Below are 13242 nucleotides of genomic sequence, written 5' to 3' on the forward strand. Positions count from 1 at the left end.
CTATAAAAACTGTTACGCCCATTGAGTTGCATTCCAAGTTCAGTGAGCCTCAGCCCAACTTTTGCCCTGACCTGCATCGACGATCAGCGGCACGTCGAATTTCACAGCTGGATCAGACGCATTCTGCATAACATCACGCACACGCTCAATAACTGCGTCGACACTGTCTTCAGGTGCTTCAAAAATCAACTCGTCATGGACCTGTAACAACATACGCACGGGCAAGTCCGCAATTGCAGCAGGCATGCGGATCATCGCACGCCGGATCACATCTGCAGCGGTCCCCTGAATGGGCGCATTGATCGCTGCACGCCGCGCAAAACCTGCATGCGGGCCTTTGGCATTGATCTCTGGTGTATGGATTTTCCGGCCAAACAGCGTCTGCACATAATCATGCGCTTTCGCAAAAGCAATCGTGTCATCCATGTAGTCTTTGATGCCGGGGAAACGCTCGAAATAACGATCAATGAAGCCCTGAGCATCCGCACGCGGGATACGCAAATTCCGCGCAAGGCCAAAGCCGGAAATTCCATAAATCACCCCAAAGTTGATCGCTTTGGCCTGCCTGCGAATTTCCGGGGTCATCTGATCCATCGGCACATCAAACATCTCGGACGCTGTCATGGCGTGAATATCCAAACCGTCCTTAAACGCCTGTTTGAGCGCTGCAATATCCGCGATATGGGCCAGAATACGCAGTTCGATCTGGGAATAGTCAAGCGAGACAAGAAGGTTGCCCTCTTCTGCCACGAAAGCTTCTCGGATACGGCGACCTTCTTCACTGCGCACAGGGATATTTTGCAAATTCGGATCGGTCGACGCCAGCCGTCCAGTATTGGCCCCAGCAATGGAGTAAGATGTATGGACCCGCCCGGTCTCGGCGTTGATATGAGTTTGCAGCGCATCCGTATAGGTCGATTTCAGCTTCGACAGCTGCCGCCAGTCCAGCACAAGGCGCGGCAGTTCATGCTCGGTCGCCAAATCCTCCAGAACGTCCACCCCGGTGCCATAAGCCCCTGTCTTGCCCTTCTTGCCACCGGGCAATTCCAGCTTGTCGAACAGAATTTCCCCAAGCTGTTTGGGCGAGCCTACATTGAAAGGACCGCCCGCTACTTCATGTATTTCTGCCTCCAGGCTCGCCATTTTCTGCGCAAAGGCATTCGACATGCGTGACAAGGTATCGCGGTCCACCTTGATACCATTCATTTCCATCTTGGCCAGAACCGGGATCAAGGGCCGTTCCAGTGTTTCATACACTGTTGTGACCTGCTTTTGATGCAGCATCGGTTTGAACAGCTTCCACAAACGCAACGTGACATCAGCGTCTTCCGCAGCATAAGGCGTCGCGTTTTCAATCGGCACACGATCAAAAGTGATTGCAGACTTACCTGTCCCCAGAAGGGTCTTGATTGGGATCGGAGTGTGACCCAGGTAGCGCTCGCTCAACGCATCCATACCATGATTATGCAACCCCGCATGCAATGCATAGCTCAGCAGCATTGTGTCATCAATCGGCGCAACGGCCACGTCGTATCGCGCGAAAATCTTTGCGTCGTACTTCATGTTCTGGCCAATCTTGAGGATGCTCTCATCTTCAAGAACGGGCTTGAGCAAGGCAAGCGCCTCCTCCAAACCCATCTGCCCATCAGCGCGCTCAGTCGCGCCCAACAGATCCCCTTCACCTGTGATATGGGCAAGCGGGATATAACAAGCATGGCCCGGTTCCACACATAACGAAATGCCTACGAGCTCCGCGATCATTTCGTTGAGACCCGTTGTCTCCGTGTCCACAGCTACCCAGCCGCGCCCATAAATCTGCGCGATCCAGGCTTTTAACTCGTTAGAGATCGCGCACTGTTTCGTAGACCGCCTCACTCAGCGCAGGCATTTCAGGCGCATCAACAGCCTGCACAGGTGCATCTTCGATCACCGGAGCTTCGACCTCAAGCTTCTCAGCAATGCGTTTTGTCAGCGTACGAAACTCCATCTCCGCCAGAAATGCCATCAGCTTTTCAGGATCAGGATCGCGCACCTCAAGATCATCAAGCGTGAAATTCAGCGGCGTGTTATCGTCCAGCTGTACCAGTCGTTTTGAAATCTCAATCTGCTCGCGGAAATTGATCAATGTCTCACGCCGCTTGGGCTGTTTGATTTCCTCGGCACGATCCAACAATTCTTCTAGCGAACCGTATTCATTGATCAAAAGCGCTGCCGTCTTCACCCCTATCCCCGGCGCGCCGGGGACATTATCGACGCTGTCACCTGCCAGCGCCTGCACATCAACCACCCGTTCCGGACCAACGCCAAACTTCTCGTGCACACCATCCACGTCGATGACCCGGTTCTTCATGGCGTCGAACATCTCGACCCCATCGCCCACAAGTTGCATCAGATCCTTATCAGAGGAAATGATCGTGCATCGCCCGCCAAGCGCACGCGCCTGAACAGCCAAAGTGGCGATCATGTCATCAGCCTCAAAGCCTTCCTGTTCTTCGCAAGCAATATTGAATGCGCGCGTCGCCGCTCGCGTCAAAGGAATCTGCGGACGCAAATCTTCGGGCATCGCCTCACGGTTGGCCTTGTACTGATCATAAATCTCATTGCGAAACGTATGGGAACCCTTGTCAAAAATCACTGCCACATGGGTCGGCGCATCTGTCCCATTATTTCCGTCCACATAACGTTGCAACATATTACAAAAGCCAGACACCGCCCCAATCGGCAACCCATCAGATTTACGGGTTAGTGGCGGAAGCGCGTGATAGGCACGAAAAATAAAGGCCGAGCCGTCAATCAGGTGCAGATGACAGCCTTTGCCAAAAGCCACTAGACTTTGCCTTCAAAATCACGATGAATGATCTTCTTGTCGCAATAAGGACATTCCACAAAGCCCGTCACCTCATCAATCTGCAACCAGACGCGTGGATGGCCTAATGCACCTTCACCACCATCGCAGGCGATCCGGTAATTATCGACCACTTCTGTCTCGGGCACGGGTGTCGGCATCATCTTTTTTCCTGTCTCTAAACTCCAAGCCGATCATAGCGCAACACGCTCCACCCACAAGACCACATCCCCTTTTCCAAATGGGAAAAATACCTCCGCCGGAGGCTCCCGAAACCGCAACCCGCGCAACGCCCCCCGACAGAAGCATCACCTAAAAACTTGCAGAATAAACAACGCCGCGGCAGCGGCCCAATTGGATCAGTTATGGTCTTGAAAGCATACGCCCCAATGGTCGACCAGACAGAATATGCACGTGCAAATGCGGCACATCCTGAACCCCATCGGACCCCGCGTTTGAGATCAGCCGATACCCGTTACCACCCTCACCGGGTTGAATGCCCAGCTCGACACAAATCTGTCCGATGACCCGATTGAAATCTACAATCTCGGCATCCGAAGCTTCCAGCGCAAAATGATCATAGCAGACATATGGCCCCTTCGGCACAACCAGAACATGCGTTGGGGCCTGCGGTGTTATGTCATTGAATGCCAGCGTGTGATCTGTTTCCATCACCGTCGTATTTGGGATCTCACCGCGTAAAATTTTGGCAAAGATGTTCTGGGTATCATAGACATAAGCCATATCGTTTCCTCAATCCGCAAACAGATAATCTATCGACAGGATACGCGCTGCACGATCTTCTGCAACATCAAGAAACTCTGCCAGAGCTTTGGCATTTGCACTTTTGTCCCGTTGTTCACTGATCCGGAAATATCCGCTCAATTCCACATCCCTGATCTGAGCACTCTCATATCGGAATGTATGGCGCACGGTCGGCAATAATCGGTCTATCGCATCTTGCGACGTCATCTCGCCAACCAGGCCAACACGGGTGGCATGACCTTGCAGATAGTTATCGTCAAAATTGCAATCAATCTCCAAAAGGCGGGTTGTGCATATGTCGGAAAACAAGTCTCGCACCAGCGCAATATTGCTGGGGTCGATACATATGATCAGCCGGTCTTCGCCCAACGCCCCGAACAGCAACCGCAGAAAGGCTCGCCAGTGATGATTTCGTTTCTTGAGCGTGGTCTCTATTCCTCCCAGATCAGGCAAAGCTGTTGCTTCCTCGTCAAATAGGTATTCCACACCGTTAATATCCGTTTCCTCAAGAATTCTTGCCAGCAGTCGCTTGGCCACATGCCACTTCTTACAAGTCAGGATAAACACTTTGCGGTCCCGCCCCAGAGTATTCTCGCGCTCCCAGATACGTGGACCAAACCGCTGCCCAATTCGACCCTGACGGCTTAGAAAATCGAACAGAGTCCGTCCCTCATTGGACATCGCAAACTCTGTTCGCTCTGACGCATACAAATCGCCCAACCGTGCCTTCAGCTCCGTCGCATCGGGGGAAATCTTGCGGGCAAACAGAAATTCCTGACTGAGCAGAAGATCATAATGATCATTATAGAACGTCACTGGCATCCCGTAATCCGTGAACATCAGGAAGGTCAGCGTTCGTTTCCTGATCTCAGCATCGGGCACGAGATGACGGACCAGGGTCTGAAAAAATGTCTCATCCGGAATCCAGGTTGTGCGGAAAAATCGCATCACATCGCCGCGCGACTTGGCGAAATCCAGCACTGCTTCAACTGTTCCGCGGCGAAGACACCACCATTGCGAGCCTATCATCATCTGCAAATCGTCCGGAATGGCACGGGTCACACCCAACCGTTTTTGCAACTCGTAAGAGGCATAGAACATGCTCTTGCGTTCACGTTCGTTAAACCAGTGGCGATAGATCAACCGGTCTTTCTTCATGCCCGTCTTGATCCAGTTAGAGCTGAAATAATCAAAGCTCTCTATATAATCGATATCGTCTTCATCCAGAAACTCATGAACGAATGTAGCCGATTTGATCGCCATGCAATCCCCGGACAACATGTAGAAATGAGTGGCGCGCGGGAAAGCCTCAAGCGCTGCCTCTATTGCTTGCAGGGTTGCGGCGACAAGCGACCATTGCCCCCAACCACATTTGACACGTTTTTTGGCGAAGACCACGTTGGGGTTGTCTTTCAATGCCGCGCGTATCAGCCCGTAGGCTTGGCTCGGCGATCTGGCATCAAAATGTATTGCCATGCAGTCGCCCGCAGCAGTCAAGCGCTCAGCCTGCGCGATGACGGCATCCGGGTCTTTGTGACACAGTAATATAAACGCGATCTTTGCCATTATATAAAGAGTGTCCCAAGTCGACGTAATGATCTTTTAGTTTTCTGAAGATAACCTTAGTAACAATTGAATAGACAGGTCTAGTTTGCTTTTCTATGCAAATGATCAAGCCGACAGAATGAGGCAACGCAAATATGGGGTTTCCCGGGGTCTGGATGACCGAAAGCGAAAGCATGGTTTACCGTGTGGTTCCGAAATGTGCCTGCTCGACCATCGGGCAGATCATGTATTATTCGGATCATGGGGAATTCTTCGATGGTGATATCCATGATGCAACCAGCAGAATACATAAATGGGCTTTCGAAAACAGCCAGCCAAAGATCGAACGTAACGCCAAGACACATGCATCCTATACCTTCACCTGCGTGAGAAACCCATACGGACGTATCCTAAGTTCTTTCTTCGACAAAATTTGTGGTATCCAGCGCAATGGTCAGCGCTATCGCGGTAATCTGGTTCCGTTGCTCACGCAGAAATATGGAATCGAGGTCGGCGACCCTGAAACCGGGTTTGAGTTTGATCAAATCAAATCATTTCGACGCTTTCTGCTATTTGCCCGCGACACAATCCGCTGGCGCCGACCGATGGAGCCCGACATCCACTGGTCCGCCATGTCGGGCCATATCTCGACCTTCATCATTAACGGTGGCACCTATGACCATATATTTTTCACAGAACATTTCAATGAAGGTATGCAAACGGTTCTTGATTCTGTGGACACAGCACACCCTATAAATCTAGCCGAAATCCCACGCTTCAATGAAAGCGAAGGCCACGGCCCCAAACGTGCCCATCCGATCGAAGACTATTTCGACGATTTGTCGATGCATCTGGTCTATGAAATCTACAAGCGTGATTTCAACCTGTTCAAATACGATTTTGAGGACCCTTCAAATAAAATGCCCAAAGGCGAGATCGACCTCGACGAGATCCACGCGAAGCTGGGGGATTGAAGCCGGAGGGCAGGTGTTCTGGTTCAATAGCTTTGACAGAGCTGTTCGACAGCTGTGCGGACGAGGCGACTACCTTACGCGGCTAGAAAAACTCGCACCTACCCCAGTACACAACAACCTTGGGAACCACATCAGCGTTAGCGTTTTGAATGGTCAAAGTTGCTGGAGGTTTGGACGGATTGTAACCTTCAGGATTCGGGAGAAAGAAATCCCTGTGAACAACCAGCGTGTAGACACCCCTGCTATCCATGTTAGTAGAAAAAGCAATGTTTGGGGAGTGACTGTGACCCACCAATTCAACGACATTGTGCAAACTAAGCTCGTTGATTTTTAAACTGATTGTGTCGCCATCGCCAATTCTCAATACTGCATCCGCGACGTCCCCATCCACTGTTTCTAAAGAACAGGTAAACCAAAGACCTGTGGGTTATACTTCCTTCCCAAAGGCAGGCGTGAAAAAGAGAGTGTTTAATGTCATTGTGGCGTAAAACAGGACACAGAATGAGATCCAAGAAAGTTGAAGTACGGTTCGCTCAAACATAAGCTCTCCACTTTGGAACTGAGCATAAGTAAGATGTCGATTATTGTCTATTTGGGCTCGAAACGATCATCTAACAAAACCTGGTGGGTGCAGATCCAAGCTCCAACTCATGGACGATTGATCTTTACAGTTTTCAATAGTTCTGGTGCCGAAAAACCGCCATATTCGCGGTTAATTTGGTAGGATCAACTTATAAGAAAAGAAGTTAGATATGCTCAGATTCTGCAAAAAAGTATCTCTTGGGCTTCGGCGCGCTTGCGCTGGTGCCGAACAGCGCTGCGGCGTTCAATTTTGGGTTTGTGCGAGCGCCTGATTATCTCGACCCATACTTTATCATACTGCTTGTCGCAGCCGTCCCGTTTTGGCTTGCCGTCGCCATCACAAAACCTAAAAATGTACCATTCAATAAACTCTACCGGACAAAAATGGACTTCCTGCCACAGTTCTATTTCCGTATTTTGCAAGTCATAATATTAGGAACCATTGCATTGCTGTTTGTCGGCATGGGCTTGGCGCGAATGGCAGAAGCGACCGGCGGGTAACATAAACGGTCCACCACACAAAGACAGATGACAGCCTCAGATCAGACCCTTATCCGCAAACACCTGTTTCAAATCCGCCTCGGACCGCGCCCCGATATGGCTGATCACCTCAGCGGCCGCTATGCACCCCATACGGCCACAAGCTTCTAAGTCATGGTCGTTGGTCAACCCCCACAGGAAGGCTCCCGCGAACAGGTCACCCGCGCCGGTCGCGTCGACGATTTGAACCGGCATAGCGGGCGCATGCCAGCGACCGGCACCGTTCAGGACATGGGCGCCATTTTCGCTGTCAGTACAGGCCACAATCTCTACCTCCGAAGCGGCTTCGGACAAAGCACCCTCAAAACTGTCTGTTTGATACATCGACAGCATCTCGGCCCGATTGCAAAAGAGCAAATCCACATGATCCCGGATCATTTGCCGGAACGCGTCACGGTGGCGATCCACACAAAACGGGTCGCTTAGCGTCAAGGACACCTTACCGCCTGCGCCCTTGCAAGCCGCAATGGCTTTTTCAAAAGCTGCATGACTCTCGGCCCCATCGAAGCGGTAACCTTCCAGGTAAATCCACTCGGCTTCGGCCATCTGGCCTTCGTCAATATCAGATGGGCTAAGGAATTCAGTTACGCCAAGATATGTATTCATCGACCGTTCACCATCCGGCGTAACAAGTACAATGCAGCGACCTGTCTCAGCCTCATGATCTTTTGACGCCAGTGGTGTATCATAATCAGCGCCCTGCGCTCGCAGATCATGGGCAAAGATCGCACCAAGCTGATCATCTTTGACCTTACCGACATAAGCGGTGCGTCCACCTAAATGTGCGATGCCAGCAATTGTATTGGCCGCTGATCCGCCGCTGATTTCCTTTGCTGCACCGATCTGGTCATAAAGCTGTGCCCCGCTGGCCAAGTCAGTCAGTTGCATAATACCTTTTTCGATACTGTGCTCAGCCAGAAACGCATCAGGGCATTCCCAGAGCACATCAACCAGCGCATTGCCGATACCAACAACCTGATATTTTTTCATAGTGTTTTATCCTCAAAAGGGCAGAGATCTCGGATCAGGCAATTGCCACACATGGGTTTACGCGCTTTACAAATATAGCGCCCGTGCAGGATCAACCAATGATGTGCATGCTGCTGAAATTCAACCGGAATATGGTCTTCTATGGCACGTTCGACCTGATCTACATCCTTGCCGGGGCAAATGCCGGTCCGATTGCCGACACGAAAAATATGCGTATCGACCGCCTGTGCGGGATGTTTCCACCACATATTTAGCACCACATTGGCTGTCTTGCGTCCGACGCCGGGCAGTGATTGCAGAGCTGCACGCGACGATGGAACTTGCCCATCATATTGATCGACCAAAATTTGACTCAGCTTGATGACGTTTTTGGCCTTGTTGCGATACAGGCCGATAGTTTTGATATGGTTAATCAATTTATCTTCGCCCAGCGCCAGCATTTTCGCGGGCGTATCAGCGATCTGGAATAGTTTTTCAGTGGCACGATTCACTCCAACATCCGTAGCCTGAGCAGACAGAGCCACAGCCACTACCAGAGTATAGGCATTCGTGTGGTGCAGTTCCCCTTCCGGAGCAGCGTCAGCCTCATGGAAACGGGTAAATATCTTGTGAATCGTATGATAGTCGAGCTGCTTTGCCATTGTTGCGGTATGCCCCGTCTGGCCAGCATGGGCAAGATAGGAACAATTCGATATGATTTTGAAAAGCAAAGCGGTCCAGTATTCACCGTTCGTTTACCACACACACCGCATAGTCTCTGGGACTCACAGGAGACGGCTATGCAACACCCTAGATACCTCAGCCCCTTTGCGCATAAGGCAAACGTGCCTCTGCCTGAAACACGCCCCTCCTTACGACCGGGGTTCAGTGGCAGCACTATGATTGCAACACCTGACGGGGATATTACTGCGGAAAAGCTACGGGTGGGGGATATGGTGATGACCTATGACAATGGTCCCCAACCTATCTCGGGCCTGTGGCGCAGCGGCAGGTTTGCAAGGGACAATACGATCTGTGGCGTGCGTATTCCTGCGGGCCGATTTGGGGAAAACAGCCCAGCTCAAGATGTTGTTCTGGCACAAAACCAGCGTGTTCTTCTGTCTGGCTGGCAGGTTGATTTGTATTTTGAAACAGATCAGGCACTGGCCTGCGCAGGCGATCTCAGCACAGAGCTCGCACCATTCCCGGCCAATCAAGAAGGCAACAAAAGCCGGATTGCGATCATGTTGAAATGTCCTGAGCTGATCAAGGCGGATGGTCTTTGGGTCGAAAGTCTGGCGGGCGTATCCAACCAAATGACGGATGAAAAAACGAGCATCAAAGCGATCATTGGAACCGCTCTGGACAGTCTGACCCATACCGACAGCGCGCCAAGACCTGTTTTGGAAGGGTGGGAGGCGACGTTGATCGATCAAGCAATTACGCCTGATGACAAACGGCAAGATTGGGCCTCTGTCGCGTAGATGTATCATGAATCGGGTCGCCCCGAATGGCGTGCTGTTGTAGAAATTCAGCAAGCTGTTCGGAGTTTGAGACCATGTCTGATGATGTAAATATTGCCTACCATTATGGGATCGTGAAACGCGCCATTGATCTGATCGACGACGCAGATGGAACGGACCTGCCGCTTGAGGCGCTTGCAGCGAAGATGGGCATGAGCCCTGCGCATTTCCAAAGAGTATTCAGCCGTTGGGCTGGCGTATCGCCAAAACGGTTCCAGCAATACCTGACCCTCGGACATGCGAAATCCTTGCTGGACGCCCGATTCACCACTTTGGAAACATCGAACGCAGTTGGCTTGTCAGGTAGCAGCCGCCTGCACGATCTATTCCTGCGCTGGGAAGCGATGAGCCCAGGTGATTTTGCTCGCAAAGGTCAAGGCCTGGTTATCCGTTACGGATGGGCCAACAGCCCCTTTGGATCCGCCTTGATCATGACGACAGACCGTGGCGTTTGCGGCTTGGCTTTCGGAGATGAAACAAACCGTGAGGACGCTTTCGCCGATATGGCGGCCCGCTGGCCTGCGGCAACTTATGTGGAAGACTCTAAAAGCATTGTCGCTACCGCTGATGAGATTTTCGATCATAGGTCCGAAACACAACTGCACCTGATCGGTGCGCCCTTCCAGATCAAGGTTTGGGAAGCCCTGCTTAGCATCCCGTCAGGTCATGTAACCACTTATTCTGAAATAGCAAAATCCATTGGCAACCCGAAGGCTGTCCGCGCTGTGGGCACCGCAGTCGGACGCAACCCGGTGTCCTGGCTAGTCCCTTGCCACCGGGCCTTGCGCAAATCTGGTGGCCTTGGCGGATACCACTGGGGTTTGCCCGTCAAACGCGCTATGCTGGCTTACGAAACTGCCCGTAAAGAAGCTGTTTAATGCGGCAAGAAGACGCGTATTCGCTTAAATGTGCAGTGCATTACATATATTTGTAAGATAACAATCATAAAGTTAAGCAACCAATGAGTTGAGGCAGACGTAGAAATGACCCGTACTTCCCTTATTTTCGCCAGTGTATCAGTATTGGCCCTTGCCGCATGCGACCAAGGCAACCTGAACACCGGAAATGGCACAGGCGCAGGCGCTGGAAACCGCACGCAAACAGGTGCCATCATCGGCGGTCTGGTTGGCGGCGCAATCGGCGCATCCAGCAGTGATGACAAGCTGGTCAAAGGTGCCGTTGGTGCTGGCATCGGTGCCGCTGTCGGCGGCTTGATCGGCAACAGGCTGGACAAACAGGCGCAGGACCTACGCCGCGATATTCCCAATCAGGATATCGGTATCGTCAACACAGGGACTGAATTGCGGGTGACAATGCCGCAGGATCTTCTGTTTGCAACCGACAGCGCCTCGTTGCGACCTGATCTGCAGCGCGATCTGCGCGCGTTGGCCGGAAACCTGAATGATTATCCTGATACAACCGTCAATATAGTCGGTCATACGGACAATACAGGCAGCGCCAATTACAACTTCAATCTATCCCAACGCCGGGCTCAAACCGTGGCTTCTGTACTTCAGAACTCTGGCGTTCAAGGCTTCCGGATTCGTTCATTCGGACAAGGCGAAGACCAACCGATCGCTTCTAACCTGACACCAGAAGGGCGCTCACAAAACCGTCGGGTCGAGATTATTATCCGCCCCAACGCTGCCTGATCCAAGACAAAACAAAAAACGGCCTGACGCAACTCAGGCCGTTTTTTATTGCTATCCCCCATATGCGGTCATATCTTTTGACCAATTTTAGGGGGTCGCAATGCCGTTTCAGAAAATTGAAGCCGAAAAGCTATCCAGTTCAATTGTGCGTCAGATTGAACTGCTGATCCTGCGCGGTATTTTGCGTCCAGGCGAACGCCTGCCATCAGAACGAGAGTTGGCCGAACGCATGGGCGTTTCGCGGCCATCCTTGCGGGAAGCAATCGCAAGTTTACAGGATCGCGGCCTTTTAGCGACACGGGCGGGGGCAGGGATTTATGTGGCGGATGTTTTGAACTCGGCTTTTTCCGACGCACTGATCCAGCTTTTTGCAACACATGATGAGGCTGTGTTTGACTATATCTCTTTCCGCCGCGACCTAGAGGGCATGGCTGCAGAACGTGCCACACGTTTAGGGTCTGATACGGACCTTAAGGTGGTCGATACAATCTTTCGCAAGATGGAAACCGCACATACTAAACGCAATCCGGCTGAGGAAGCCGCATTGGATGCAGAGTTCCACCTTGCCATCATTGAGGCAAGCCACAACACAGTCATGCTGCATATGATGCGTGCAATGTTCCAATTACTGCGCGAAGGCGTCTTCTACAATCGACAGGTCATGTTCAAGCAACGCACAACGCGCGATATGTTGCTGGACCAACACCGCACCATCAATGATGCAATTCAAGCCCGCAATGGCCCAGCAGCCCGTGCTGCAGTTGAAGCGCATATGACCTATGTGGAAAACAGTCTGTCCGACCAACAACGCGCAGAACATAACGAACTGATAGCCCAGCAAAGACTGGAACATGAAAATGACCGTTAAGGCTGCGCGCGTAAATTCGCATAATCAGCTCTAAAAATCTGCCTTAGTATGATCGACCTGCGGTTTGGTTCCGTATAATCTAAGCAGAGTTCAAAATCTGGGATATTTCAAATCCGGCGTAGACCGGTTTTTCCAGATGTAGTGTGGCCCTGCATTGCGAAGCGGGGGGACCATGCAACAGATTGATCTGGGCGATATTATTGTGAACGCTCGTATTGACGGCAATCCAAATGGACGGCCAGTTGTTTTTGGCAATTCATTGGGGACGACACTTAATCTGTGGGATCAGGTGATCGAGCGGCTACCACAAAACCTACGCTTGATCCGCTTTGATACGCGTGGGCATGGCGGTACCTCTGCACCGAATGCGCCTTATGCGATGGGTGCTCTTGTCCGCGATGCAGAAAGAGTTCTTGATGCTCTGGACGCCAGGAATTGTGTTTTTGTAGGTCTTTCATTGGGTGGATTGGTTGCGCAGGGCTTAGCGACGAAACGGCTTGATCTGATAAGGGCGCTGGTTTTGTGCAATACGGCAGTCAAAATGGGCACGCCCCAGACATGGCAGGATCGCATTAACGAGATCAACGATAAAGGCTTGTCTGGCATTGCAGATGAAGTCATGGAGCGCTGGTTTGCCCGGCGTTTCCTTGAAACACCCCAAATGACCCGATGGCGCAAGATGCTGATGGAAACGCCTCAACACGGCTATATCGGATGTTGCGCTGCCATTTCCGGAACAGATTTCTACAACCAAACCGCAAGCCTGAGCCTGCCAACCCTTGCCATTGCGGGAAGTGAAGACAAGACGACCCCGCCAGACCTTGTTCGCGAGATCAGTGATTTGATCAAAGGCAGCCAGTTTCATCTCATCCGAGGTGCAGGTCATTTACCATGTGTCGAAAAACCGGATGAATATGCTTTGGCTATTACCGGTTTTCTGGAAGAAATTGGGCATCTGGAACGCGCCAGTCAAAACTAA

The 13242-nt window shown here is 51.6% G+C and carries 12 protein-coding genes and 1 pseudogene; 7 read left to right on the plus strand and 6 right to left on the minus strand.

Translation table 11 applies throughout. The features are described from left to right. Positions 1-39: 39 nt before the first annotated feature. The 4 genes and pseudogenes from polA to ACZ1HF_RS10645 all read right to left on the minus strand — a co-directional run bounded on the left by polA (position 40) and on the right by ACZ1HF_RS10645 (position 5176). Positions 40-2827, minus strand: a pseudogene (gene polA / locus ACZ1HF_RS10630) (DNA polymerase I). Continuing rightward, entirely contained in the window at positions 2827-3006 is a 180-nt protein-coding gene (locus tag ACZ1HF_RS10635) for a zinc-finger domain-containing protein (RefSeq protein ID WP_472659031.1), read from the minus strand. Before ACZ1HF_RS10635 ends, polA begins: the two are co-directional and overlap by 1 nt. Positions 3007-3208: 202 nt before the next feature. After that, entirely contained in the window at positions 3209-3589 is a 381-nt protein-coding gene (locus tag ACZ1HF_RS10640) for an HIT domain-containing protein (protein ID WP_472657472.1), read from the minus strand. 9 nt (positions 3590-3598) lie between these two features. Next, positions 3599-5176 carry a DUF5928 domain-containing protein gene (locus ACZ1HF_RS10645; RefSeq protein WP_472657473.1) on the minus strand — a complete coding sequence of 526 codons (1578 nt, stop codon included), beginning with the start codon at positions 5174-5176 and terminating at the stop codon, positions 3599-3601. Between the two features lie 134 nt (positions 5177-5310). On the opposite strand from ACZ1HF_RS10645, the gene ACZ1HF_RS10650 reads away from it, so the two are divergent. Next, positions 5311-6129: a sulfotransferase family protein gene (locus ACZ1HF_RS10650; protein ID WP_472657474.1), complete on the plus strand. Its 819-nt coding sequence runs from the start codon at positions 5311-5313 to the stop codon at positions 6127-6129. Positions 6130-6909: 780 nt separating this feature from the next. After that, positions 6910-7212: a hypothetical protein gene (locus ACZ1HF_RS10655; RefSeq protein WP_472657475.1), complete on the plus strand. Its 303-nt coding sequence runs from the start codon at positions 6910-6912 to the stop codon at positions 7210-7212. 36 nt (positions 7213-7248) lie between these two features. Here ACZ1HF_RS10655 and ACZ1HF_RS10660 read toward each other — a convergent pair whose 3' ends face one another. Together ACZ1HF_RS10660 and nth are read right to left on the minus strand one after the other, a co-directional pair. Next, positions 7249-8241, minus strand: a complete 993-nt coding sequence (locus ACZ1HF_RS10660; protein ID WP_472657476.1) for an adenosine kinase — start codon at positions 8239-8241, stop codon at positions 7249-7251. Further along, positions 8238-8882, minus strand: coding sequence for an endonuclease III (gene nth, locus ACZ1HF_RS10665; RefSeq protein WP_472657477.1), 645 nt, complete (start codon positions 8880-8882; stop codon positions 8238-8240). Before nth ends, ACZ1HF_RS10660 begins: the two co-directional genes overlap by 4 nt. A 138-nt stretch (positions 8883-9020) precedes the next feature. Here nth and ACZ1HF_RS10670 point away from each other — a divergent pair, with 138 nt between their 5' ends. The 5 genes from ACZ1HF_RS10670 to pcaD all read left to right on the plus strand — a co-directional run bounded on the left by ACZ1HF_RS10670 (position 9021) and on the right by pcaD (position 13242). After that, entirely contained in the window at positions 9021-9704 is a 684-nt protein-coding gene (locus tag ACZ1HF_RS10670; RefSeq protein ID WP_472657478.1) for a Hint domain-containing protein, read from the plus strand. Positions 9705-9778: 74 nt separating this feature from the next. Continuing rightward, on the plus strand, positions 9779-10621 hold the full coding sequence (locus ACZ1HF_RS10675; protein ID WP_472657479.1) for a methylated-DNA--[protein]-cysteine S-methyltransferase: 843 nt from the start codon (positions 9779-9781) through the stop codon (positions 10619-10621). A 105-nt stretch (positions 10622-10726) separates the two neighbouring features. Next, positions 10727-11395 carry a YiaD family glycine zipper/OmpA-like lipoprotein gene (locus ACZ1HF_RS10680; RefSeq protein ID WP_472657480.1) on the plus strand — a complete coding sequence of 223 codons (669 nt, stop codon included), beginning with the start codon at positions 10727-10729 and terminating at the stop codon, positions 11393-11395. 100 nt (positions 11396-11495) lie between these two features. Continuing rightward, entirely contained in the window at positions 11496-12263 is a 768-nt protein-coding gene (locus ACZ1HF_RS10685; protein WP_472657481.1) for a FadR/GntR family transcriptional regulator, read from the plus strand. A gap of 172 nt (positions 12264-12435) precedes the next feature. Further along, a complete protein-coding gene (pcaD, locus tag ACZ1HF_RS10690; RefSeq protein ID WP_472657482.1) occupies positions 12436-13242 on the plus strand; it encodes a 3-oxoadipate enol-lactonase in 807 nt (268 codons plus the stop codon).

This window comes from Litoreibacter sp. GN1-5, assembly GCF_055693805.1.

Coding starts and splice junctions, on each gene's coding strand:
- ACZ1HF_RS10635 (WP_472659031.1), bottom strand. CDS start 3,006: ATGCCGACACCCGTGCCCGAGACAGAAGTGGTCGATAATTACCGGATC.
- ACZ1HF_RS10640 (WP_472657472.1), bottom strand. CDS start 3,589: ATGGCTTATGTCTATGATACCCAGAACATCTTTGCCAAAATTTTACGC.
- ACZ1HF_RS10645 (WP_472657473.1), bottom strand. CDS start 5,176: ATGGCAAAGATCGCGTTTATATTACTGTGTCACAAAGACCCGGATGCC.
- ACZ1HF_RS10650 (WP_472657474.1), top strand. CDS start 5,311: ATGGGGTTTCCCGGGGTCTGGATGACCGAAAGCGAAAGCATGGTTTAC.
- ACZ1HF_RS10660 (WP_472657476.1), bottom strand. CDS start 8,241: ATGAAAAAATATCAGGTTGTTGGTATCGGCAATGCGCTGGTTGATGTG.
- nth (WP_472657477.1), bottom strand. CDS start 8,882: ATGGCAAAGCAGCTCGACTATCATACGATTCACAAGATATTTACCCGT.
- ACZ1HF_RS10670 (WP_472657478.1), top strand. CDS start 9,021: ATGCAACACCCTAGATACCTCAGCCCCTTTGCGCATAAGGCAAACGTG.
- ACZ1HF_RS10675 (WP_472657479.1), top strand. CDS start 9,779: ATGTCTGATGATGTAAATATTGCCTACCATTATGGGATCGTGAAACGC.
- ACZ1HF_RS10680 (WP_472657480.1), top strand. CDS start 10,727: ATGACCCGTACTTCCCTTATTTTCGCCAGTGTATCAGTATTGGCCCTT.
- ACZ1HF_RS10685 (WP_472657481.1), top strand. CDS start 11,496: ATGCCGTTTCAGAAAATTGAAGCCGAAAAGCTATCCAGTTCAATTGTG.
- pcaD (WP_472657482.1), top strand. CDS start 12,436: ATGCAACAGATTGATCTGGGCGATATTATTGTGAACGCTCGTATTGAC.